The organism is Nocardia sp. NPDC006630, from assembly GCF_040611495.1.
Taxonomy (GTDB): Bacteria; Actinomycetota; Actinomycetes; order Mycobacteriales; family Mycobacteriaceae; genus Nocardia.
In genome coordinates this window covers 464229-487950 of sequence record NZ_JBEXOK010000002.1, presented here as the reverse complement: position 1 = coordinate 487950, position 23722 = coordinate 464229, and the positions used below count along the sequence as shown (strand labels likewise).

Here is a 23722-nt window from a genome sequence, read left to right as displayed (position 1 = left end):
GTGATAGTGCTTGCCAGGGAGGCGAATTCAATGTCCAACGAGCACCGTGCCGAACTGGCGGAATTCCTGAAGGCGCAGCGCGCGCGACTGACCCCGAAAGAGGTCGGCCTGCTCGAGGACATGGAACCGGGTAGACGCCGCACTCCTGGATTGCGGCGGGAGGAAGTCGCCGAGCTGGCCGGGATGAGTCTGACCTGGTACACCTGGCTGGAACAGGGGCGCAAGATCGCGACCAGCCCGCAGGTGATCGACGCGTTGGCGCGGGCACTGCAGCTGGAACCGGTAGAGCATCGACACCTTCGTCGCCTTGCCGGGCTGGCAGATCCGGTGGAGCACAAGAACACTGAGGACTTCCGGCTACAGCGGCTCGTCGACTCGATGATGCCGAACCTCGCGGTGGTCCATAATGGATTCTTTGATTTCGTGGTCTGGAACATCGCATTCGCGCGCGTTCGCGTCGACCCCGCTGATCTCCCCGAGGACCGGCGGAACCTCATGTGGTGGATGTTCACCGACGAGCGCAATCGCGCCATGATGCTGCGCTGGGAACCCGCCGCCCGCGCCATCCTCGGCCAGTTCCGTGTCATCGTCGGCCGGACGCCCGATCATCCCTACCTGACCTCCATCGTCGCCGGTCTCAACGATGCCAGCCAGGAGTTCCGCACCTGGTGGCGGGAGTACCCGGTGCAGGACTTCCGGGCCGCGACGATCGGCATCGACCACCCCCCGGCCGGTGTATTGAACCTGGACCTCTACCAGTTGCGGCTGGTGGAGAACCCCGATCTGGTGTTGGTCGAGCAACTGCCCGCGACCGAACACGACCGTCTCCGCATTGCCGAACTCCTGAGTGACTAGGTCAGGGTGCCGGGGCCGGCTGGGTGGCGCAACGCGGCGAGTGCCTCAGGCTATGACGGTCCGGTTTGCCGCGTGGATTGTTGCGACTTCTGCACCGGTCCGGACAACGGGCCGCATCGAATGTACTGCTAGTTACCGCAAGGCAACCGGGGAGGGGCACTGCCCGCCTTTCGATGTCAACGGCGCGGTGGGCCGATGAAAAGACTCGACCGGGACCGGCGGATTGATGAAGCAACATAATCGAGGGAGTTCTGATGCAGGTCACGAATTGCTGCCCACCAGCGCATACTCTGGGCGGCTATCGTTCGATCGTGGTGGGCATCGCTGACACGCCACGATCGGAGCCGGCGATCGCGGCCGCAACGCGATTGGCCAAGGATGCGCGCGCCACGCTCACCATCGTGGGCGCCTACCGCAGAGTGCGTACGCGCGATCAGGCGCGCGTCAACGACCTGCTGGGTCGCGACGCATACAGTTCCATGCCGGTCTCGGCGATGGACGAGTTACTCGCTGCTGCGGTGGACGACGCCCGGGCGGCGGGGGTGGCAGAAGCGGTGGGGCGCAGTATGCCCGGTACTCCGATCGAGGTGTTGCTCGCTGCGGCGGCAAGCTGCCGCGCAGACCTGGTCGTCGTCGGCGAGCGTGTCTTCGACGCCTCATGGCGGCGATTGTTCGGCTCGTTTCACACCGAGGTGGCTCGGCGCTCGGCGGCTCATGTGCTGATCGTCCCCCGCACGCGAAGCGGGACGACAAAAATCGTCACGGTCGCGCCGACCGGTAACGGCGTTCGGTGTGATACCAGCGAACGCGAACAACTGTCCGGGACATCGGTTCTGCGGACCGATTCCAGCGCTGCGGCCTCGATCAGCAGCTATTCGCGCTGACCTCGCCCCGGTATGAGTGATTCATTGTGACCGATGACGCGCCGTTGAGATTTGTGAGGTAGTGCTCGACTTCCCAACGCGCACCGGTGGATTCGATGGCGGGACGACTCGGCATGCGCCACAGAGCAGTTTCGCCGACCGGCTAGGAGGTTGTTAGTGCCCGGCTGCTGCGCCATACGCCGATCGCGTCGGTGGCCAGCAACGCCCAGGCGACGAGAGCCGGCTGGAACACCAGTCGCACAGCGCGTTTGGTGTCGGAATCGAGGCCGAACGCGTCGCGATGCTCGACCAGTTGCGCGATGTTCCCGGGAAAAATGACAACGAAGAACGCGGCGACGATCGCTCCGACGAGTGCGCGTCGGGGCTGCTTCCACATGCTGAGAAGTGCCGCGCCGAGGGTGATCTCGACGACTCCGGAGGCGAGCACGACGAAATCGGTGTCGAGTGGGAACCAGGACGGCACCTGGGCGCGGAAATCTTTGCGAGCGAAGGTCAGATGGCTCGTGCCCGCGGACATCAGCATCACGCCGAGGAAGGCCTGCGCTGCTAGTCGAACCCTGGACGAACTTTCACCGTGGATCACCATATGGAAAGCATCGCACACGATGTATCAGTTGACGCTTCACTGCACCTGCGCGTATTCGTCGAAGCCGAGCCGCAGGTTGTGATCGGCGCCGCCGGTGATGGTGACCTGATCGGTCACCATCGAATATCCGCGAACCATGACGGTGTACTCGTCGGCGGGCAGGCCGGTCACCGTGTAGCGGCCGTACTCGTCGGTGCGGGCGGTTCCGACGGTGTCGCCGGCCGAGTTGAGCACGGTGACTCTGGCGTCGCGCACCGTGTGGCCGTTGGCGCGCACCGTGCCCGATAACATCGCCATCGGTGCCAGCACGACGTCGAAACGGAGTCGGCCGCTGTCGGGGACTGTCAATGTTGTTGCCGTGGGCCGCATCCGGGCGGCGACCGCCACCAGTGTGTAGGTTCCGGCGGGCACACCATGGCAGGTGTACGTGCCGTCCGCCGCTGTGACGGCGGTAGCTGCTACATCACCGAGCAGGTCGGTCACGCTGACCGTGGCGTCCGGCACCGGCTCGTGCGCGGTCGTGCGCACCACGCCGGACACCTCGCCGGATCCCGACAGTGTGACGTCGAGCCGGTGTGCGCCGTCATTCCGCACCGTGACGTTCAGCGCGGTCGGTTCATGTCCGTCCGCTGAGACGATCAAGACGTAGCTGCCAGGTGCGGGCGGCTCGATCGTGTAACTGCCGCTGCTGTCCGCGACTGTTCGCGAAACCTGTTGTCCGCGTTGACTGATCAGTGTCAACATGGCCGCAGGAACAGGGTGCTGGTCATCCCGGCGAATGCGGCCGCCAATGGTCCGTCCACCCCGGCGCAGCTCGCGGGCGACGAGCCCGAGGTGCGCGGCGTCGTGATCGACCGGGGTGGGTGGTTCGGAGTCGGCCGCCTCTCGACTGCGCGTCGCGATCTGATCGGTGCGATTCTGTTCGACCACGACCTGCGTGCCCCCGGCCGGGGGCGAGAGCTCCTCCGCCTCGGACTGCGCGGCATCGACTGGCGCGGGCACGTCGGGATGCACCGGCGGCCGGTGCAACTCACGCAGTTTCGCGCCCTCGACATCGATATCGGGCAGGATGCTGTTGAGCCACTGCGGAATCCACCAGGCGCGGTGTCCCATGATCACCAGCAGGGCCGGCACCACAACCATGCGCACCACAAAAGCATCGATCGCTACGCCGCAGGCCAGGGCGAAGCCCATGGATTTGGCGGTGGCATCGGATTCCAGCAGGAAGGAGCCGAACACCGAGATCATGATGATCGCCGCCGAGGTGACCACACGGGCTCCGTGGTGGTACCCGGAGATCATCGCGTCCTTCGGAGACTTACCGTGGACGTACTCCTCACGCATGCGCGTCACCAGGAACACCTGATAGTCCATGGCGAGCCCGAATACCAAGCCGATCAACATGATCGGCAGAAAACTGATGATCGGCTGCGGATCGGAGATCAGGCCGAAGGTGCCTTCCTGGAAGATCAGAACGGTAGCGCCGAAGGTGGCGGCCATCGACAGCAGAAAACCGACAGCCGCGGTGAACGGCACCAGGATCGACCGGAAAACCAGAATCAACAGCACAAAGGCCGCGCCGGCCACGATCGCCAGATAGGGCACGATCTTGCCGAGTAGGACGTGGTCCATATCGGCGTAAATGGCGGTGGTTCCGGTGATTCCGTATTCGATGCCGTACCGCGCGGTCAGCTCGCCTTCGGCATCGCGGGCCGCGCGCACCAAATCCTTGGTCGCCTGGTTGTTGGGCCCCGATTTCGGGACACCACTGAGCATTACGCCGAGCTTGTTCGCACTGAGCTGCGGTGCGGTGACGTAATTCATCTGCCCGAACCCGGCAAGCCGATCGCGCAGCGCGGCGACCGCGGCATCACGCTCGCCCGCCGGGACCTTCTCCAGATCGGCAACGACGGTCAGCACACCGTTGCTGCCTTCGCCGAAGCCCGCGGTCCTGATGTCGTAGGCCTGCCGGACGGTGGAATCGGTCGGGAAGCTGTTCTCACCCGGCAGCCCCAACTGCAACCCGAGTGCCGGAGCGGCCAACGCGCCCAAGGCCGCCACGGCGATGATTAATGCGACCCATGGTCGTTTGCCGATCAGGCGGGCCACCCGGGTACCGAGGGTGACCGAGGTATTGTCCTCCGGGTCGTGCCGAGCGACCATCGGCAGCTTCGGCGTGAACAGGAAACGGCCGAAAGCGCCTAGCAGAGCAGGCATCAGGGTGATGGCGGTGAGCACCGCGAAGAAGGCGGCGACGGCCCCGCCGAGGCCCATGAACGTCAGGAAGTTCACCCCGACGATGCTCAGCGCACCCAGGGCGACAATGACAGTGAGTCCGGCGAACACCACCGCCGAACCGGCGGTACCGACCGAGATGCCCGCGGCCTCTTCGGAACTCTCCGCGACCCGCAGTTCATGCTTGTAGCGGGAGACGATGAACAGCGCGTAGTCGATGGAAAGTGCGATACCGATCATCGACGCCAGAAACGTTGTGAAGCTAGGTATCTCGATGATCGAGGTACTCAGCGAAATCACCATCATGGCGGCGCCGAGCCCGACGATGGCGGTGACGATCGGCACGAAGGCTGCCACGATGGCCCCGAAGGCGATCACCATGACGACCAGCGCCACCCCCATGCCGATCATCTCGGAGTGACCGCTCGGCTTCCCCTGCTTCTGCTCGATCGCCCCGCCGATCTCGACGGTCAACCCGTGCGCGCGAGCGGGGGCGGCAACGTCGTAGGCGGCCCGGCGCTGCGCGTCGGTGATGTCCGCTGCCGAGGCGATATCGAACGGCACCGAGAGCATCGCGACAGTGGCCGGCGCATCCTTGTTCAGCACATTCAGCGGCGCACCGGCGCACACCGCCGGGTTCGCCTCGGTCAGACATCCCATCGCCTTGGTCACCGCGATCGGGTTCTTCAGTGCCGCGGAGTCCTTTTCGGTGACGAGTCGCTGGTGGCCGTCCTCGACCGAAAGGTTCCCGAGATCGGTGATCAGCGCATCGATGGCGGCAGTGTTGTCCTTATCGGTCAGCTTCGTACCCGCGGGCGCCTTGATGACGTACGTTCCGCTGACGGCATCGATGCCGAACTGTCCCGACATGCCTGGGAACTGCTTGTCCAAGATGTCGGTGGCGCGCTCGGACGGTAGCGACGGCATGCTGAACTTGTCGCTCATCGGCTTGCTCAGCATGCTGCCCCCGACTGCGAGCGCCGCGAGCAGCAGGAGCCACACCGGAAGAACGATCCACTTGCGTCTGAACGCGAATTTGCCCCACCGATAAAGGTATACGGACACGAAGGGTTCTCCTAGGTGGTATCCGGGTGTGCCGATTTCGGGGCCCGTGTACAACACTTCCGCGGCCCGCAACGCATGCGAACAGTTCCCCCGGCCCGCTCTGCCGATCTACCGCACCGCACGACTGGCCGATCGACAGAAAGCCGAAAATGGAGGAGTAACCTCAAGTTTCGCGAGCTTACCGCACGAGAAATCGACGCCGAAGTCGGCGGGGTCCGGTCGGTGGAACACACAGCATCCGAGTTGCTCTCGGGCTCACGTAGATTGCCCGCCTCCACCGGACGGCCCGCCCAGCTCGACCGAGCCTGTTCACCGGGAGGGCTCGATGACCTGGCTCGGAATGGTCAGGGCGAGGGATGGCTCGGAACCCGCTCGTGTCATGCAGGGTTCCCGAGGAATAGCCGGCACGAAATTATCGGATCGAAATCTTCGATTCGAAACTGGCACAGCAACTTTCGGTAACAGGTGAGATTTGGCACATGCTGTACCAGTAATCGGCTTCGGGCTCGCACGGGGTGCGCCGAGGGCACACTGTGACCGGTGAACGCACATCACCGCTTGGATCTGCGATTTGCGAGAAACCCGAGTGTCGGGGACATCGCCGGCTGGCCCGCAGTCGACATCCGCCGGCTCCGCCGCCGCGATCGCATGTGGTGCGGCGTGCCAGTTGTGAAGGTGATTCGGTCGATTGTGACGCCCGGCGTCGAGGAGGTCCGGGCCCGGCTTGCGGACTGGGCGGTCGCCTACCCCGACGATCCCTGGGTGCGGCTGCTTTGTGCCGAGCGTGGGTGCACCGGCCGTCCGGGCCCGGGACGGGAGGCGGCTTTTCTGCTGGCGCTTGTGACAGCCTCCGACGAAAGCTGTCCGGCGGATGATGCGCTGGATCCTGCCGGGCTCGACTTGGGCGGGTTGCCGTTCCGGCTCACCCTGGGCCGGGACTGGGTGCAGTTCAGTCACTCGCATGCGCCGGGTGACGGTTTCGCCGCATGGTATTTCCTCGGAGTGCTGCTGGCGCCGGGCGATCGGGACGATATGCGATCCGGTCAGCGGACCGGCGCGCCACTGACTCGTGGACTGATGCGGGCATTCGGTCCGCCCGGATCACGACTTCCGCACGCGATCGCGGTTCGCCGAGAACTGCGGCAACTGCGGCCGCCGGGCACCCGGCGTGCGGTCGAAGGCGCGGGTCGCTCCCATTCCTCCTCCGTGGTGACAGCGGTCAGTCCCGATTCGTTTACCCAGCGGGTCCGCGTGTTTCGCGCGGCGCGGGGATCGGCGGCGTCGGTGATGTCGATCATGACGATGCGGGCGCTGCTGCTGTGCCGCCATCACGGGCTCACGGTCGACGGCTCGATCGCGTTCATGGTCGACCTGCGGCGGTATCTGGTGGCCGACGCGTCGGTCGACGGCAACTTCAGCTGGTCGAAGTCGGTTCCGGTCCCGGATTCGGACACGCCGACGCAGCTGAGCGCCCGGATCGCCGGCATCCTCGACAGCGGTCTGCCATTGCTGATCTTCGGTGATGCCTTGCGGCACTACGCAATTCCGCGCCCCGGCCGGTCAGCGGTGAGCAGTCGCGGAGACCGCGCCGTCCGCTTGATGATCTCGTACGCGACCAAGTGGGTGAACGCGCCACAGCCCGCCGGCTCGGCGCCACCGCGGATCACCGTGTCGATCGCACCGCCGGGCCCGAACTTCGTGGGCTTCAATGTCGTCGAAGCCTATGGGCGCATCCACGTGTCGATGAACTGGTGCGCGGCGACACTCGATCGGGCGGTCGCCGAGCGAATCGCCGCCGAATTCGTCGCCGACCTGGGCGCCGGGCCGATCGACGAGTCGATCTGGGAGCGCCACCGGGAGTCCGGCACCTCCTGGACGGGGTTGCCCTAGCCGAGGTTCAGGCGGTGGTCAATGCGGTCAGGATGCGGTGTGCGCGAGCGCTCATGTCGTCGGCTGACTGATCGGGATTGTCCAGCCACCATGACACGACTGCGGTCACGCTGTTCATCCAGATGTGGGTGAGGAGTGACAGGTCGCGTCCGTCGGACAGGCCGCCGGCCGCCAGCGCCGACCAGACGCCGGTGGCGGCCTGTTCGGCGATGATCCGGCGGTACCGGCGGGCGACGGTGGCAGTTTCGGTGTCCGGTGGGGCGCCGTGGTCGTAGAGCACATTCCAATCGTGCGGGCGTGGTTCGAGCGCGGTGAAGATCGCGTCGAGCACCGCGGCGGCGGCGAGGAAGGTCGGTGCGGGCGCTCCCATCGCCTCGGCGATCTTTGCCGCCAGTGCGGACCCGGCACGCTCCGCGCATGCGGCGCCCAATCCGTCTTTTGAGGAAAAGTACAGGTAGATAAGCGGTTTCGAAACTCCCGCGCGAACGGCGACATCGGCGACGAGGACCGAGGCGTACCCGCGGGTTCCGAACTCGATCGCGGCTGCATTCAGGATCTGCGCTTCGCGCTCGCCACGCGGCATGCCCTTGCTGCCCGTTCTCACCGTCACCGTCTCACCGCCTCGCTCATATGACCTGTAAGTCAAATCTATACGATACTGTCGGTTACGTATACATTGGCGCTCGCGAAAAGGACTCTCGAAGTGAGCTTGAAAGACGTAGCACTGCACGCTGCCCAGCGCGGCATCTCCGGCTCCTACGCGTTGCGTGGCACTCCGTTCGATCCCGCGACCGCGTTTCACCCGCCCCGCGGCTGGCACAGCACCGTGCACTACGGGCTGATGCTGCCGAATCTGCCTGCGCCACTGAACTTTATCGACGTCATCGCCGTCATCGGTCAGCCCAGAATCGCGCTGTGGAACAACCACCACCTCGTCGAAACCAGTGCCGCCGATACCGCCAGCCTGCTCATCGGCACCGGCGTCGAATTCCCCGGTCAGTTCCGCGGTTACCGGGTCGGTCGCGATCTGGAGCTGGCTCCTGACTCGAGCCTGGTGCGCTTCGGTGACGATCTGCGGATCGAAGGCACCTACCCCAATTTCACTGTCACCTACCGCAACCCCGCGTTCGATCTGGACCTGCGGGTGCGCGCCACCGACAAGATCTCGCACTTCGTCAAACTGCGCGGCGGTCTCTACGACCACTGGTCACTGCTGTGCCAGTACGAGGGCGCCGTCACCTATCAGGGCGATACCCTGGAAATCTCCGGTCTCAACACCCTCGAATACGCGCGCGGCGCGCACATCAAGCTGCCGTTCACGTTCTTCACCTACCACATCATCAATATCGACGACACGACTCAAGTTCTCATGGTCGAGGTGCTGGGTCCGCTCGGTCTGGCAGTCCAGCGTTCGGTCTACGTCCGCTCGCTCACCGACCATGGCGGCACGTACGAGAACAACTTCCGTTTCGAAGTCCGCCGCCTCGAACCCGCTGCACGCCGCACACCCAACGGATTGTCGATGCACCTTGCGTCAGAATTCGATTGGAGCGTCGACGATGAGGATGGCGCCGAACTCATCGAAATCCACGGCACAACCAACGACGACTACGTCTTCGGAATGGCGGGCGGATACGCCGGCAGCTACCGGTACACCGGCCGGTTCCGCGGTGAACCCGTCAGCGGCACAGGGTATATCGAATACCTCGGCAACCACTGACGCCGGACTTCTAACCTGCGGTCGGTGGCTCGAGCATCGGGACGAGGAATTGGCGGGCGATCGCGGCCAGTTGCTCGTCATCGTCCAGATCGATGACATGGCTCGGGATCGCCAGGAACGAGGCGCAGATTCGGACCATCAGCTCGGCGACCAAGTCGGTGCGCAGGTCCGGGGAGATGGTGCCGGCGCGCTGCTCCTGGCGGAGCTGGTGGGCGACGAATTCACTGACCATGGCTACCGCGCGCCCGCCGTCACCGATGAGCGAACTGACGAAATGATCGGGTTCCTCGGTGATGAGGGAGCCGATCAGCGGATTGCCGCGCAGTGCGCGCAGCGAGCTCACGAAGCCGAGTACTACGCGATCGCCCGGGGTCGCGGCCGCGGTGATGTCGACGAGGAATTTGTCGAAGTAGCGGCGGAATTCACGCAGGACAACATGTTCGACCAGATCGTCTTTGGTGGCGAATCGGCGGTAGACGGTGATGCGTGAGACGCCCGCCTGCTTGGCGACATCCTCCATGGTCGAGCGCTGGATGCCCCACCGTTGGAATTGCTGGTTGGCCGCATCGAGAATACGTGCGCGAATCCCGTCGGTAGTGCCGGTCTGTTCGATGGCCTCGAGGTAGGCGCGCTCGAGCAGGGATTTACCGGTTGGGGGAGTACCAGCGGGTAGCGCGGATTCCACGGGTGCCTTCCTCGGAGATACGTAGGTACGTCAGCTGTTCCATCGTATGGCCTCGGTGGCCGAACGCAGCGGCGCGGCGGGTGCAGGGCAGCACTGTTCCTTTCACCCGCCGCGGGCATATCTGCCGCAGACGTGAATCAGCGGTTGGTCAAAGGGATTTCGATGCTGAGCGGCATCCGGAGCTCGGCCACGTACCAGAGGGCGAACTGGCGCAGGAACTCGTCGAACATCCAATACGGCGCGTCCACGACCGGTGCCACCGACAACACGCCTTCCCGGACGGCGACGAACGGGCCCCACGCGACTTCGAGCAGTGGGCTCCACACCGGCTCTCGGGGAATGGTGAGCCAGTCAGCGACCTTGTCTCCCATGACAAATCGGGTGAACGCCCCCAGGACGCCCCGGCTGATCAGGGTGAGATCCAGGTCCTCGCCGAGGTTGAGCAGCTGGTTGGCCAGGTCGTTGCCCTCGGCGGTCGGCGCCAGGATCGGGTCGAGCATCTGCGCGGCCTGCGCATCGGCCTGATCCCATGTCGCGGGGATGTATTCGTCGCGAATGCCGAGCAGGTGACCGGCCAGCTGCCAACTGTGCAGGTAGCCATCGGATTCGGCGGCGGGGATGGGCACCTTCCACGCGTTGAGCGTCCGCATGATCGTGGTCGCCAGACTGTGCCAGGTGACCATCAGATCGTCCTGGCTGATCGGCGTGACGCCGGCGGGCCAGTGCGGCGACTGTGGCAGCAGATGCCGGACCGACGCATGGATGATCCTGGTCTTCACGCAGGTCACGACCATCTCGCCGTCATCTCCGTAGGCATTGACCGTGCCGATGTCGTACCCGAATTTCGCGGTCTTGGCGATGCGTTCCTTCAGGTGCGAACCACCCCGCGAGTAGTACACCGCAAGCGCTTCGTGCGGAATGACCGTGGACATCATCCCGCTGGCGAACGCGTAGAGCACGCCCAGATACAGGCCGCGCTTCTTGGTGAACTCGAACGAGTTCGCCAGCTTGCCCTGATCGGCCCAGGACGGCAGCTGCCGGGCGTGTTCGATGAAATCGGCCAGCCCGGTGGGCAATCCGGCCGGTAGGGGCTGACCATTGCGGGTCCACGTCGCCAGCAGCCTGTTCACCTCGGGCACATCGGCGTGGTCCATCACATCCGCCAGCACCGAATCGGCGTCGGGGTCGTACACCGTCAGCGGATCGGCCCCACCTCCGCTGCCGACCACCGAATCGTTCGGCGACCACGACCACGGCTCCGCCCTCGCCGTGCGCGCCGTCAGTGCCAGCGCGCCGACCGCGCCCAAAAATCCGCCGCCAGCCCTCAGTGCGTCACGCCTGCTGAGTCGATGTGCATCCATCCCGAGGTCCCTCTTCGTTGAGTCTGATACAAAGACACGAGTGATGTATCTGAGTATCTTTATGACAGCACACGGTGACTGCCATCACAACCGATCGGCAGAAATCGCCGACAGCTACCAACCGAGATGAAGGACCAGCAGATGAACCCCTGGGTCGTAATTCAGAACCTCCTCAACCAGCTGGACCTGGGGTCTGCCGGAAGCAGCGGACCCTCACACTGACCCGTTTCGCCGGCATTCCCGGCCTGCCGCTGAATCAGCCGGGGATCAGGCCGAGCTGGCGGAGCAGGCCGATGTCGTCGAGGCGGCCCCAGCGTTCGACGATCCGGTCACCGCTGATGCGAAACACCTGAATGCCGTTGAGTACGAGGGTCTTTCCGGTGGGCGCGACGCCCATCAGTTCGCCGCGATGGGTGCCGCGGGCGGTGAATCGTTCGACGACCAGATCATCCTCGGCGATGAGCTGATCGATATCGCTGTGCCAGTCCGGGAGCGCCGCGCGGAACATCGCGGCCGCGAGCCGCAGGCCTTCCGGACCGGCCGGAGCTCCCGGAAACGGTTCGTCGTGATTGACGAAACCCGGGTCGAGGAAGTGGTCGACGGCATCGAGGTTGCCCTTGGTGAACAGTTCCTGGATGAACGTCTCGACGAGTTGCTTGTTCTGAGTGGTGCGATTGATTGTCATGGTCTGATCGTCGAACCGGCCGGGGCGCCGCACCATCCCAGGTAGTTGGGGGTTCCGAACCGGAATCGGCCGAGGATACTGAGGAGGTGTCGAGAACGACCGATACGGCTCGCGCCGTGCACGACCTGATCCGCCATTGCCACGGCGGGCTGGATGTACCCGGGCTGCACGCGCAAATGCTGCGATCGGTGCGGCGGCTCATGCCGGTGGATGCGGCGTTCTTCGCCACCGCCGATCCCGAGACCCTGTTGTTCACCGGAGCGTATGCCGACGAACCTCTGAACGCGGCGACACCGCTGTTCCTGGACAACGAATTCGGCGGCGCGGATGTGAACAGGTTTACGTCACTTGCCATTTCGGCCGATCATGTCGCTTCTTTGGATACCGCGACACACTCCGACCGCTGGTCCAGTGGGCGGTATCGCGAGATCATGCGACCGCTGGGGCTCGGTGACGAACTGCGTGCGGCATTGGTCGTGGGTTCGCAGTGCTGGGGCTACCTGTGCCTGCATCGCGAAGACCATCCGCTCGGCTTCACCGACTCCGAGGCCGCACTGATCGCGAGCATCGGTCCGCATCTCGCCCACGGTCTCCGCCAAGCCGTGCTGCTGCACGGTTCCCCGGCGAGCGGTGGTAGCGGGGAACCGGGTGTGGTGCTGCTCGCCGAAGACCTCAGCATCGTGGCTGTCACCCCGGAGGCCGCGCACCTGCTGTCCCTGGTCGAGGAGCGCCGGTCGCTCGAGCTCCCACTTCCGTTGGCCGTCTACACCGTGGCCATGGCGCTGCGTGCGATCGAGCAGGGCACGGCGCCGTCGCGGACACTGCCCACCAGTCGAATTCGCACCATCGACGGACAGTGGCTCACCGTGTACGCATCCCGTCTGCAAGGGCCACCCAGCGAGCAACGCATCAGCGTCGTGATCAAAACAGCTGAAACCGCCGCAACGATTCCGCTCCTGCTGTCGGCCCACGGCCTCAGCCCGCGTGAAGCGGAGGTCGCACGGCTCGTGCTGCGCGGCACCTCCACCCAACTCATCTCCGATACCCTGCACATCTCCCCGCACACAGTCCAAGACCATCTCAAAGCCGTCTTCGACAAAGTCGGCGTGCGCAGCCGCCGCGATCTCATCGGACAACTGCTTCACCCGCCCGGAAGCGATGGCGGGTGAGTTCGAGCGTTTGCCGGCCCGAGTAAACACGCTGTTGCAGTTGCAATTTCATTTGTCGCTTGCAGGTGTCGATGTCGAGGACATGTGGTGCCTAGTGGCTGACGCGCTGTGCCACAAACGAATTCGGAGTAGGTGGGCCAGCCGGTAGCCGCGAGACTACATGGATGCGGCCCGGGCGGGGCCGTCGCCGGGCACCTGATGAGGATTTGGTTATCGGCGTCATCCATTGGCATATGGAGGCGAAATCAGAGCATGAGCGCATCCGAAGAGGAGCGGCAGATCAGTGAGCTCGTCGGCCGGCTGGCCGATAAATTCCCGCATCTGGCGGCGCGGGTGGTCGGTGAGGAAGTGCGCGGGATACACCGTGAATTCGACGGTCATCGGGTTCGGGAATTCATACCGCTGCTGGTGGAGCGGATTGCGGAGCGGCAGTTGAGCAGACGGGTGTCCTACAGCTCGACCGGCAACCCGCTCGCGGCGGTGGGTGACCCGCTGTGGAATCGGGTGCAACCAGTATCTCCGGTTCGCATGCGACGGTGAGGTTGCGGAGTATTGTCCATTGGAGGGTCCTATCGGTCAGGAACGAGAGGGATCGACCATGCGGGGCATGCACCGAGGTGTGTTCGGAGCCGTGTCGGCGAGCGTTCTTGCTGTGCTGCTGATCGGTGCGTCCCCCGCACTCGCGGACCCGCTGCCGATCGTGCAGCTCGGGTTCCACAACGGCTACTGCTCGACGACCGAGGTCGGTGTGCCGGCGAATACCGCGTTCGATATCGATATCGACACCACCTTCCAGTTCACCGATACGTCCCAGTTCCGGATTCCCGCACTGGGCATCCGGGTGATCCTGCCGAGCGCCTACTTCAACCCGCACACCCGGGTCGAGATCGGCCCGCAGCCGCCGGGGCCGATTCCCTTCGAGCTCGAGACGCCCTGGGTGTCGGGGAGCGCGGGCAAGGGCTGCTTCGGGACCATCCAGGTCTGGTGAGAGTTCGATCGATACCCGCGTAACCCGTTGCCGTATCTGTCTGTATGAAGTCGACCGTATCGGGCCCGGCGGGCGTCGTGCCGAATACCGCTGTCCGGCAACTGATCGCGGTGGCGGTGCTGCTGACCGGCGCCGCGATCGCAGTGACACTCGGGGTGCTCGGCACCCACTTCGGGCCCGTCCCTCGACCACTGCCCACCTGGGGTTTCTCCGCACCACAAACCTTCAAGGCATATCTGAGCAGCCTGGTGCTGATATTCATCCTCGCCCAATTGCTCACGGCCGTATGGATTTACCGGTGGCACGCGGGACGCTGGGTGCATCGCTACCACCGCATTGCCGGCGCGCTCACATTCACCGCAAGCCTCCCGGTGGGCTACTACTGCCTCTACAGCTTCGGTTTCCACCTGGATGACGGCATCCCACCGCGCATCCTGATCCATTCGATCGCCGGCACCGCCTTCTACGGCGCGTTCGCCGCCAAGATGCTGGCATTACGCCTGCGCAACGCACCGGCCTGGCTGGTGCCGGTCCTGGGCGGGCTCGTCTTCGGAACCTTCGTGCTCGCCTGGTCGGCGGCGGCCCTGTGGTGGTTCCACACCGTCGGCTTCTCCCGCTGATCGGAGCGGTCACACCGCGCCGGCGATTAGTTCCGGTCTGTCGTTGCCTCTATCCATGCAGGAGGTGATCGAGATGACCGCAGCGATCGTGGTGCAGTACCGAACCAGGGCCGATTCCGCGGCACACAATCAACGGCTTGCCGAGCGGGTTGTCGAGGAGCTCAACGCACGAGATCCGGGCGGATTGCGCTATCAGGTGTTCCGGCTCGAGGACGGTGTGGGATTCGTGCACATCGCCGTATTCGACGGCACAGCAGACCCATTCGGGGATTCGTGCGCCTTCGCGGCGTTTCATGCGGAGTTTCCCGCGCGCCTGGTCGGACCCGCGACGGTACTGCGGGCAGCCGTTGTCGGCACGTACGGAATCGAATGACGAGCGAAGGAATGAGAAGCATGGAAACGGCAATGGATTCCGGAACGGAGCAGGCGGTGCGCAGCCGCTACCGGGTGTTGGCGCTGGCGTGCGCCGCCATGTTCATCACGGTGGTCGACCTGACGATCGTCAATGTGTCGCTGCCGAGGATGGCCCTGGATCTCGGGCTGGGTGAGGACGCCCTGCAGTGGGTCGTCATCGGATACAGCGTGCCGTTCGGCGGCCTGCTGCTACTGGCCGGGCGGGTCGGCGACATGCTGGGGCGGCGCCGCGTCCTACTGGCCGGCCTGATGATCTTCACCCTGGCGTCACTGATCGCCGGATTATCCACCAGCACAACGATGTTGATCGCATCGCGTGCCGCACAGGGCGTCGGGGCAGCACTGATCGCACCATCGGCGCTCGCAGTCGTCGCGGACACCTTCCCGGAGGGAAAGGAACGCAACAGCGCTCTCGGAATCTATGGCGCGCTCGGCGGCGCGGCCGCCTCGGTGGGCGTGCTGGCCGGTGGGTTCCTCACCGATGGTCCCGGCTGGCAGTGGATCTTCTTCGTCAATGTGCCGATCGGCGCGGTGCTGGCGGCGGCCACCGTCGTGTTGCTGCGCGGACGCCAAATCGTCCGTCGCGGAGCTGGTTTCGAGCCGCGCAGCGCCCTGGCGGTGACGAGCGGATCGATGCTGGGCCTGTATGCGCTCAACCGGGGCGTGGTGGACGGGTGGACCTCGGCGACAACGCTCGCGCTCGCCGCCGCGGCGATCGCGACACTGATGGTGTTCGCCTGGTCGGAATCGCGCAGCCGCACTCCGCTGATCCCACCCTCGCTGCTGGCGAACCGGCCGGTAGTGCAGGCGAATCTGGCGGCGGCCACCGGCTACGGCAGCTTCTTCGCCTTCATCTTCCTGACGACCCTGCTGATGCAACAGCAACTGCACTACTCACCGACGAAGACCGGCGTGGTGTGGCTGCTGACCTCGGGCACCGGCTTCGTATTCGCGGGCCTGACCGGCGCAGTCCTGGCAAAACGCTTCGGTCCGCGCCGGTTGATCGGGCTGGCATCGATATTGATGGTGGTTAGTGCCCTCGGGCTGATGGTCATTCCGCAGCATCCGCATTTCGAAGTTTCCCTACTGCCCACGTTGGTGATCGCCGGGGTTGCTGTCGGCCTGTTCGCACCGTCGGTACAGATCGCGGCCCTCACCGAGGTGTCCGATACCGATTTCGGTGCGGCCTCGGGTCTCATGGAGACCTCGCGCGAGTTCGGTGGTTCGGTGGTGATCGCCTCGGCGTCCACCGTCCTGCTGGGCGCGCATGCCGACTTCCTGCACGGCGTACACGGCGGATATGCAGTCATCGCCGTCGCCGCGGCTCTGGGCGTCATCGTCGCCATCCCGCGCCCACGGCAGCGCCAACCTCTGACAAAGCGCGCGGCTACGACCACAATTGGAGGCAGTCATGAACACTGATATCGAGGATCGCTCGCGTGACGAGGACTTCGCCCGGTCGGCCGAGCCGCTGCGGCGCGAGTTGATCGGCTATTGCTACCGGATGCTCGGCTCACTGCACGATGCCGAGGAAGTGGTCCAGCAGGTCTACCTCGATGCGTGGCGGGCCCACGACCGTTTCGAAGGCCGTTCGTCATTGCGCACCTGGATGTACCGGATTGCCACGAGGGCCTCGCTCCGGGCGCTGGAACGCGCCAGATATCGGCCGCTGCCGTCGGGTCTGGGTCCGCCGGGCACCGATGCGGGCGCGCGCGACCCGGAGGTGCGGTGGCTGGAACCGTTCCCCGACCGGCTGATCATGTCCGACCCGGCCTCGGTGGTGATAACGCGACAGACCACCCGGCTGGCGCTGGTGGCCGCGCTGCAGAAGCTGCCTGCCCGGCAGCGGGCCGTACTCATACTTCGCGACGTACTCGATTGGCACGCAACGGAAGTCGCGGCCGCGCTCGAGATGACCGTTGCCGCGGTCAATAGCGCGCTGCAGCGTGCCCGCGCCCAATTGCCCGTCACCGAAGAAGGTTTGACCGAACCGACCCAGGCTCGGCAGCGCGAGCTGCTCGACCGATACGCGGCCGCGTTCGAGAACGCGGATGTCCGAGGTCTCGTGGCAGCGCTCACCGACGACGTCACCTGGGAGATGCCGCCGGACCCGCTCTGGTTCGCGGACCGGGCGGCTACGGTGGCCTTCCTCGGAAGCCGGATGGAGGAACTGGGTTCCGCCCTGGTCCAGCCGATTTCGGCGAACGGACAACCGGCACTTGCCCTGTATACCCGCGACACCACCGGAGACTGGCGCGCACACGCCATTCACGTGTTGACCGTTGTTCCCGAAGGAATCTCCCGCGTTGCCGCCTTCCTGGATCCGGCCCTGTTCCCAGCGTTCGGCCTTCCCGACCGGCTCCACCCGGATTCTCGGAGAACGACAAACGGTTCCGCGCCTGCCTTGTCGCTGGAATCCACTGCGGGGCAGTGTCATTCATGACCGTGCGATAGGCCGTCGGGGTCGGTCCAGATGGCCATCGGGACCGTCTCCGCACTGCGTCCGGCCGAATCCAGCACGCGCCCCATGCGTTTGATGAAACGCAGCACGATCGAGGTGCCGAGGATCGTCAGTCGCGGTACCTCGGTCGAGAGCCGGGACTCGACCACGAGCACCTCGTGAATGGTCGGCAGTGAGAAGCCGACGGCGAGACTCGGCTCGCCGCCGGAGACCCGCATGCACACGCGGGCCCCCGGCATCCGGAGCAACGCCTCGACGGTCGCCCGGTCGTTCGGATCGGCCCGCGCCCACAGCCACATGCCCACCGGCCAGCTCGACAGCGACAGCGCCAGATCGCAGCGCAGCACCAGCTGCCCGCCGGTGATCATGCGGTCGAGCCGGCGGCGAATTGTGCTGATACTCAAGCCGGTTTCGCTCGCCAGCTCGGCCAGCGGGGTGCGGCCATCGTGTCCCAATCGGAGGATCAGGGTCCGGTCGGCAGCATCGAGCGGCCGGGTCGGCGGTGGGCGCACGGGCCACGGCCGCGCACCGTCCATCAGGCGGGACCGCTGCGCGGCATCCAGTGCGTTCAGCTGCCATTGGTCGCCCATCCGGTACACCCGCGTCACCAGCATCGTGCTGGTCGCGGCCACCCCGGGGACCGCCGACAGCGACTCCAGCAGCAGCCGCGAGAGTGCCACCAGCCCAGGCACATTGATCAGCAGCGAGAGATCGTGGTCACCGCTGATGTGTTCGACACTGAGGACGTGCGGCCAGCGGGCCAGCCGCTGCGCGGTATCGCTCACCGCCCCGTTGGCGCAGCTGACCAGGACGATGGCCTGACAGCCGTCCGGCACACCGGTGGCGCGGCCGCCGACCCAGGCCGCCCTGGCGGCGCTGAGCCGTTGCCAGCGCCGCGCCACCGTGACGGGGTCGACGTCCAGCGCCGCGCCGATTCGTTGCCAGGTGGCACGCGGGGCGATCTCGAGGCAGTTGATCAGCACCAGATCCAGCTCGTCCAGCGTGATGGCAGAATCCTGCATCTTCACCCCGATTCCTCGAAGATCCTGCGGATTTACGCATTCTTCGACAGGCCTCGCCATCCTGTCACGATTCCGCATCTCAGGAGGACTCGGCAATGCGAACTTCACAGAAAAGGCTTGTGCTCCAACATGATCTGGTCCGGCTGCGCCGCGAGCTGCACGCCGACCCGGAGGTCGGACTGCAATTGCCGCGCACCCGGCAGCGAGTGCTCGACGCGCTCGCCGGGCTGCCACTCGAGATCACCCTCGGCCGCGATATCGGATCGGTGACCGCCGTGCTCCGCGGCGGTCGGCCGGGACCCTCGGTACTGCTGCGGGGCGATATGGACGCGCTGCCCGTGGTGGAGCGCACCGGGCTCGACTACGCCTCGGGCAATGGCGCGATGCACGCCTGCGGGCACGATCTGCACACCGCGATGCTGGTCGGCGCCGCCCGGCTGCTCAGTGCGCGCCGGCATGGGCTCACCGGCGATGTGGTCTTCATGTTCCAACCCGGCGAAGAGGGCGAGGACGGGGCCGCGAAGATGATCGCCGAGGGCGTGCTGGAGGCGGCCGGGTCGCTCCCGGTGGCGGCCTATGCCACGCACGTCATGTCGGCGCGATTCCCGCACGGCATCTTCACCACTCGCAGGGGACCCCTGATGGCCGGTGCCGACCTGCTGTCGGTGACCGTGCACGGCAGCGGCGGACACGGCTCGGCCCCGCACCTGGCCCGGGATCCGATCCCCGCTGCTGCGGCCGTGGTCGGTGCGCTGCCGGGTCTTCTCACCCGGACCGTCGACCCGGCCGATACGGCGGTGCTCACCATCGGTGCCATGCACGCGGGCGCCGCGGGGAACGTCATTCCGGAGCGCGCCGAACTGCTCGGCACACTGCGCTGGCACGATGTGCGCACCCGCGACGCCTTGCGAGAGGGTTTTTCCGAAGTGTGCCACTCGATCGCCCGTGCACACGGTGTGACCGCCGAGCCGGGTGTGGTCGAGTACCTGGACGTGACGGCCAATGACCCGGACGAGGCTGATTTCGTCGCGATGGTGGCGGCCGAGGTGCACGGCGCGCAGCGGTATCGCGATCTGCCGCAACCACTCTGCGCCGGAGAGGACTTCTGCCGGGTCCTGGACCGGGTACCGGGAGCGATGATCCTGCTCGGTGCGTGCCCACCGGAGCTCGATCCCGCCGATGCCTTCGACAACCATTCGCCCTACGCGGTTTTCGACGATGCGGTGCTCACCGACGGTGCGCTGCTGCATGCCGAGATCGCCGCCCGCAGACTGGCCGCCGCCGATCGGCTGACCGCCGACGCCCACACCGGATAGGTCGCTCATGTCCGATATCGGCTCCGCCCCGCACCCCGTCCGCACGCTCCCGCCCATCGAATCCGGTTCCACTGCAAGCGATACGGCCTCTCGTCCATGGCGCACTCTCGCCTCGACCGGGGTCGGCAATGCGCTCGAATGGTACGACTGGGCGATCTTCGGAACCTTCTCACCGTTCTTCGCCCATGCGTTCTTTCCCTCCAGAACCGGCACCCTGGCCTTGCTGTCGGCGCTGGTCGTCTTCGCTGTCGGGTTTGTCATCCGGCCGGTCGGCAGCCTGGTGTTCGGCTGGTACGCCGATCGGCGGGGGCGCCGCCCGGCGCTGGTCGGGGCGATCGCGCTCGCCGCGGCAGGTAGCCTGCTGATCGGTATCGCGCCCACGCACGCCGCGATCGGCGTGGCGGCTCCGGTCCTGCTCGTCCTCGCCCGGCTGGCGCAGGGCCTCGGGCACGGTGGCGAAATGCCTGCCGTGCAAACCTATCTCGCCGAATCCGCACCGCCGGGTCGGCGGGGACGCTGGGCCAGCTTCATCTACGTGTCGGGGACGACCGGGATCGTGGCGGCGACGGTCCTCGGCGCCGTGCTGTCGGGTCTGCTGAGCAAGGCGCAGCTGGAATCCTGGGGCTGGCGACTGCCGTTCGTACTGGGCGGCGTGGTGGGCATCTACACGCTGGTGATGCGATTGCGGCTGCCGGAAACCCGCGTCGTGGCGCGGACCAGCGCAGGCGGCCGGCTCCTGCGGGGCCTGTGGCAGCAGCGCGCCGGATGCGCCCGAGCATTCGGGCTGACCATCGGCGGCACCGTCGCCTTCTATCTCTGGGTGATCGGCACACCGGCGCAAGCTGTTGCCGCACACCGGATTCCGGCATCGCAGGCGCTGTGGATCAGCGTCCTGGCCTCGGCGTTCCTGATCGCGCTGCTGCCGCTGTGCGGTATCGCGTCGGATCGAATAGGCCGGCGCCCGTTGCTGCTGCTGTCGTTCCTCGGCACCGCGGTCGTGGTCTTCCCCGCGATGGCGCTACTGCACGGCGGCGCCTGGTCCATGGCCGTCGCACTGTTCGTCGCAATGGTGTTCCTGGCCCCGTTCGCGGCGGTCATTCCGGCGGTATACGCGGAACTGTTCCCGGCCGGAATGCGTGCCACCGGAAGCGGTTTCGGCGCGGCACTGGCTACCGCCGCCTTCGGCGGCACCGCGCCCTATCTGCAAACCTGGTTGACCACCTCGGGCCGCACCAACCTCTTCGCCGGTTACGTGCTCGTCCTCATGGTGATCAGCGCAGCGGTGGCGGCGTGGACACCGGAGACCGCTGGAACGCCGCTCGACTGACCGGGTGGGATCAGAGTTCGTGGCCCCGAGCAGGGGAAATGGGGCGCATGCCCAAAAACATTGTTTCGCGAAGCAACCGATGGCTACCCCTGAAGAACGTGGTGGTGCCTTCCGATGCCGATGATGAACGTGTCGGAGGCTGCCCCGCGGAACCGGAGTTCGCCGTTTACCTGGCTGACTTTCACGACAGCGGGAAGGAACCAGACATATGTTGACGCTCACCCCCACTGCCATCGAGGTGGTTCGCACCCTCACGCATGCGGAGGGCATGCCGGAGGATGCCGGGCTGCGAATTTTCACGGCGGACGACTCCGCCACCCTGCAGCTCGCGGTCGCCCCGGTGCCGGCCGAGCAGGATCAGGTCGTGACCGCCGAGGGATCGCGAGTGTTCCTGGATCAGCAGGCCGCCGCATTCCTGGACGACAAGGTCCTCGATACCGGTCAGGACCCCAATGGTGAAGGCGGCTTCGTCATTTCCCAGCAGGGCCAGGGCGTGTCGGGCATCTGACATTCGACCTCCTGCTCCCGCTCGTATGCGGTGAGCAGGAGGTCCAGCCAGCGGATTCAGCGGATTCCGTCAGGGCAGCAGGCGCTGTTCCTTCGCCACCGCTACGGCGGCGGCGCGGGTGTCGACGGCGAGTTTGTCGTAGATGCGGCCGAGGTGGGTCTTCACGGTGGCTTCGCTGATGTGCAGGGCGCGCGCGATTTCGCGATTGCCCGAGCCTCGGGAGAGCTGGGCGAGAATGTCCAGTTCGCGGGCGGTGAGGGTGGGTCGCGGGTTGCGCAGGTGGGCCATGACACGGTGGGCCACCGGTGGGGAGAGTGTTGTACGGCCTTGGGCCGCAGCCTGAATCGCGGTGAAGAGTTCCTCGGGGCTCTCGGCCTTGAGCAGATAGCCGGTGGCGCCGGCGGCGATCGCGCGGGTGATGTCGGCGTCGGTGTCGTAGGTGGTCAGCACCAGGACCCGGGGCGTGGGAGCGGGGAGTTCGGTGATTCGGCGGGTCGCTTCCGTGCCGTCCATATCCGCGCCGAGTTGCAGGTCCATGAGGACGACATCGGGGCGCAGGCGATCAGCCAGTGTGACCGCCTGCGCGCCGCTGCCCGCTTCGCCGATCACCTCGATGCCCGGTGTGCTCGAGAGCAGCGCCAGCAGCCCCGCGCGCACCACCGCGTGGTCATCGCAGATCAGCAGGCGCACAGGGGAATCCGTCATCTCGCCTCCAGGGGGATGGCGGCGGAGAGCACTGTGCCCTCGCCCGGCGCAGATTCAATGGTCAGGGCGCCGCCGAACTGCCGCAGGCGGGCGCGCACGGCGGGGAGCCCGTGACCTCGCTCGGCGGTGGCGACGGCGGGGCGCTCGGGGTCGAAACCGCAACCGTCGTCGGCAATATCGAGGGCGACCTGATCGCCCAGGTAGGACAGCGTGATGGTGGCGGTGGTGGCGCGCGCATGCTCACGCACATTCGCCAACGCGCCCTGGGCAATTCGCAATAGCGTCGATTCCACGCGCGCGGGCAGGTCGGCCGGGACGCCGTCGGACTGGAAACTCACCGTGAGGGCATCACTACTCTCGCGCCCGGCGAGGGTGCGCAAAGCCGCAGTGAGCGAACCATTTTCGGCCAATTCGGCGGGCGCCAGATCGTGCACGAACCGCCGGGCCTCCGCCAGATTCCGATCGGCGATCTCGGCCGCGGTGCCCACATGTTCCCGGGCCCGGGCCGGATCGTCCGCCCACACCCGCTCGGCGGCCTGCAGCAGCATCCGCTGACTCGAAAGCCCCTGTGCCAGCGTGTCATGGATCTCCATGGCCAGCCGCTGGCGCTCCGCCAACATCCCCGCACGCCGTTCGAGCGCCGCCTCACGATCGGTCTGCCGTCGCATGTGCACGAAGACCGCGGTGGCGACGGCGGCCACCGCGGGCGGCGCCAAGAGCACATTCGGATCCAGCCAGCCCGCCAAACGCACCTGGGTGACCACCACCAGCCCGGTCAGCAGCACCACCAAACCCAATGCCACGCGCAGCGGCAGCATGCGCAGGGCGAGATACAGCAGTGGTACCGCACACCAGGCGAAGCTCGGACCGAGGATCACCAGGACCGCCCAGACCGCGACCACCGGAACGAACCACACCGTGCGCCGGGAGCCCAGGACGTACAGCACGGCCAATCCGAGGGAGAGCGCGATCACCCACGGAGCGCGCGGCGTTTCGTGGTGCCGGATGAGAAAGCGGGCCAGCGAGGCCGCCAGCAAGATGTAGAAGGCAGCGTCCATGATCAGGCCGAGGCGGCGCGAATCGGCGCTGGGTGCCACTTCGGTACCTCCTCGGATCGATGGTGAACTGGGCAAACAGTGTCATTGTGCCTGCCGCGGGCGGGTGCGCGGGTCAACCGATCGGCTGATACCTGGGTCGGCCGGGTGGGGCGCGGACACTGGCCGGGA

At 66.0% G+C, this 23722-nt stretch carries 23 protein-coding genes; 14 read left to right on the top strand and 9 right to left on the bottom strand.

Annotated elements, in window-relative coordinates; all coding sequences use genetic code 11:
* The first annotated feature begins 30 nt into the window (after window positions 1–30).
* Complete coding sequence (locus ABZX86_RS06595) at window positions 31–855, top strand: helix-turn-helix transcriptional regulator (RefSeq protein WP_355120721.1); 825 nt, start codon at window positions 31–33, stop codon at window positions 853–855.
* Window positions 856–1109: 254 nt separating this feature from the next.
* On the top strand, window positions 1110–1739 hold the full coding sequence (locus ABZX86_RS06590; protein ID WP_355120719.1) for a universal stress protein: 630 nt from the start codon (window positions 1110–1112) through the stop codon (window positions 1737–1739).
* Window positions 1740–1881: 142 nt separating this feature from the next.
* Here the strand turns inward: ABZX86_RS06590 and ABZX86_RS06585 are convergent, their stop codons facing one another.
* Window positions 1882–2325 carry a hypothetical protein gene (locus tag ABZX86_RS06585; protein WP_355120717.1) on the bottom strand — a complete coding sequence of 148 codons (444 nt, stop codon included), beginning with the start codon at window positions 2323–2325 and terminating at the stop codon, window positions 1882–1884.
* 36 nt (window positions 2326–2361) lie between these two features.
* Window positions 2362–5625: an MMPL family transporter gene (locus tag ABZX86_RS06580; protein WP_355120715.1), complete on the bottom strand. Its 3264-nt coding sequence runs from the start codon at window positions 5623–5625 to the stop codon at window positions 2362–2364.
* Window positions 5626–6300: 675 nt separating this feature from the next.
* On the opposite strand from ABZX86_RS06580, the gene ABZX86_RS06575 reads away from it, so the two are divergent.
* Window positions 6301–7515 carry a hypothetical protein gene (locus ABZX86_RS06575; protein ID WP_355120713.1) on the top strand — a complete coding sequence of 405 codons (1215 nt, stop codon included), beginning with the start codon at window positions 6301–6303 and terminating at the stop codon, window positions 7513–7515.
* A gap of 7 nt (window positions 7516–7522) precedes the next feature.
* Here ABZX86_RS06575 and ABZX86_RS06570 read toward each other — a convergent pair whose 3' ends face one another.
* Window positions 7523–8125, bottom strand: coding sequence for a TetR/AcrR family transcriptional regulator (locus tag ABZX86_RS06570; protein ID WP_355120711.1), 603 nt, complete (start codon window positions 8123–8125; stop codon window positions 7523–7525).
* Window positions 8126–8218: 93 nt separating this feature from the next.
* Between ABZX86_RS06570 and ABZX86_RS06565 the strand changes: the two genes are divergently transcribed.
* On the top strand, window positions 8219–9235 hold the full coding sequence (locus ABZX86_RS06565; protein WP_355120709.1) for a DUF6670 family protein: 1017 nt from the start codon (window positions 8219–8221) through the stop codon (window positions 9233–9235).
* 10 nt (window positions 9236–9245) lie between these two features.
* On the opposite strand, the gene ABZX86_RS06560 is transcribed toward ABZX86_RS06565, so the two are convergent.
* The 3 genes from ABZX86_RS06560 to ABZX86_RS06550 all read right to left on the bottom strand — a co-directional run bounded on the left by ABZX86_RS06560 (window position 9246) and on the right by ABZX86_RS06550 (window position 11966).
* Entirely contained in the window at window positions 9246–9920 is a 675-nt protein-coding gene (locus ABZX86_RS06560) for a TetR/AcrR family transcriptional regulator (protein ID WP_355120707.1), read from the bottom strand.
* A 137-nt stretch (window positions 9921–10057) separates the two neighbouring features.
* Window positions 10058–11281: an oxygenase MpaB family protein gene (locus ABZX86_RS06555; RefSeq protein ID WP_355120705.1), complete on the bottom strand. Its 1224-nt coding sequence runs from the start codon at window positions 11279–11281 to the stop codon at window positions 10058–10060.
* 256 nt (window positions 11282–11537) lie between these two features.
* Window positions 11538–11966: an ester cyclase gene (locus ABZX86_RS06550; RefSeq protein ID WP_355120703.1), complete on the bottom strand. Its 429-nt coding sequence runs from the start codon at window positions 11964–11966 to the stop codon at window positions 11538–11540.
* A gap of 86 nt (window positions 11967–12052) precedes the next feature.
* On the opposite strand from ABZX86_RS06550, the gene ABZX86_RS06545 reads away from it, so the two are divergent.
* The 7 genes from ABZX86_RS06545 (at window position 12053) to ABZX86_RS06515 (ending at window position 17600) form a co-directional block, all read left to right on the top strand.
* Entirely contained in the window at window positions 12053–13135 is a 1083-nt protein-coding gene (locus ABZX86_RS06545; RefSeq protein ID WP_355120701.1) for a LuxR C-terminal-related transcriptional regulator, read from the top strand.
* 252 nt (window positions 13136–13387) lie between these two features.
* Window positions 13388–13675 carry a three-helix bundle dimerization domain-containing protein gene (locus ABZX86_RS06540; RefSeq protein ID WP_355120699.1) on the top strand — a complete coding sequence of 96 codons (288 nt, stop codon included), beginning with the start codon at window positions 13388–13390 and terminating at the stop codon, window positions 13673–13675.
* Window positions 13676–13742: 67 nt separating this feature from the next.
* Window positions 13743–14123 (top strand): hypothetical protein, encoded by a 381-nt coding sequence (locus ABZX86_RS06535; protein WP_355120697.1) that lies wholly within the window; start codon window positions 13743–13745, stop codon window positions 14121–14123.
* Window positions 14124–14167: 44 nt separating this feature from the next.
* The gene (locus tag ABZX86_RS06530) at window positions 14168–14743 is read left to right on the top strand and encodes a DUF6529 family protein (RefSeq protein WP_355120695.1); all 576 of its coding nucleotides are present in this window, start codon (window positions 14168–14170) and stop codon (window positions 14741–14743) included.
* 73 nt (window positions 14744–14816) lie between these two features.
* Window positions 14817–15116, top strand: a complete 300-nt coding sequence (locus ABZX86_RS06525) for an antibiotic biosynthesis monooxygenase (protein ID WP_355120693.1) — start codon at window positions 14817–14819, stop codon at window positions 15114–15116.
* A 32-nt stretch (window positions 15117–15148) separates the two neighbouring features.
* On the top strand, window positions 15149–16579 hold the full coding sequence (locus ABZX86_RS06520) for an MFS transporter (protein ID WP_355120691.1): 1431 nt from the start codon (window positions 15149–15151) through the stop codon (window positions 16577–16579).
* Window positions 16569–17600, top strand: coding sequence for a sigma-70 family RNA polymerase sigma factor (locus ABZX86_RS06515; RefSeq protein ID WP_355120689.1), 1032 nt, complete (start codon window positions 16569–16571; stop codon window positions 17598–17600). The genes ABZX86_RS06520 and ABZX86_RS06515 overlap by 11 nt, the downstream gene beginning before the upstream one ends.
* On the opposite strand, the gene ABZX86_RS06510 is transcribed toward ABZX86_RS06515, so the two are convergent.
* Window positions 17591–18640, bottom strand: coding sequence for an AsnC family transcriptional regulator (locus tag ABZX86_RS06510; RefSeq protein ID WP_355121293.1), 1050 nt, complete (start codon window positions 18638–18640; stop codon window positions 17591–17593). The two genes, ABZX86_RS06515 and ABZX86_RS06510, sit on opposite strands and share 10 nt — an antisense overlap.
* A gap of 95 nt (window positions 18641–18735) precedes the next feature.
* On the opposite strand from ABZX86_RS06510, the gene ABZX86_RS06505 reads away from it, so the two are divergent.
* The 3 genes from ABZX86_RS06505 to ABZX86_RS06495 all read left to right on the top strand — a co-directional run bounded on the left by ABZX86_RS06505 (window position 18736) and on the right by ABZX86_RS06495 (window position 21791).
* Window positions 18736–19956 carry a M20 family metallopeptidase gene (locus tag ABZX86_RS06505; protein ID WP_355120687.1) on the top strand — a complete coding sequence of 407 codons (1221 nt, stop codon included), beginning with the start codon at window positions 18736–18738 and terminating at the stop codon, window positions 19954–19956.
* Between the two features lie 7 nt (window positions 19957–19963).
* Window positions 19964–21283 (top strand): MFS transporter, encoded by a 1320-nt coding sequence (locus ABZX86_RS06500; protein WP_355120685.1) that lies wholly within the window; start codon window positions 19964–19966, stop codon window positions 21281–21283.
* Between the two features lie 208 nt (window positions 21284–21491).
* Entirely contained in the window at window positions 21492–21791 is a 300-nt protein-coding gene (locus tag ABZX86_RS06495; RefSeq protein ID WP_355120683.1) for a hypothetical protein, read from the top strand.
* A gap of 69 nt (window positions 21792–21860) precedes the next feature.
* On the opposite strand, the gene ABZX86_RS06490 is transcribed toward ABZX86_RS06495, so the two are convergent.
* Window positions 21861–22496, bottom strand: coding sequence for a response regulator transcription factor (locus ABZX86_RS06490; RefSeq protein WP_355120681.1), 636 nt, complete (start codon window positions 22494–22496; stop codon window positions 21861–21863).
* Complete coding sequence (locus tag ABZX86_RS06485) at window positions 22493–23593, bottom strand: sensor histidine kinase (protein WP_355120679.1); 1101 nt, start codon at window positions 23591–23593, stop codon at window positions 22493–22495. The genes ABZX86_RS06490 and ABZX86_RS06485 overlap by 4 nt, the downstream gene beginning before the upstream one ends.
* Window positions 23594–23722: the final 129 nt, after the last annotated feature.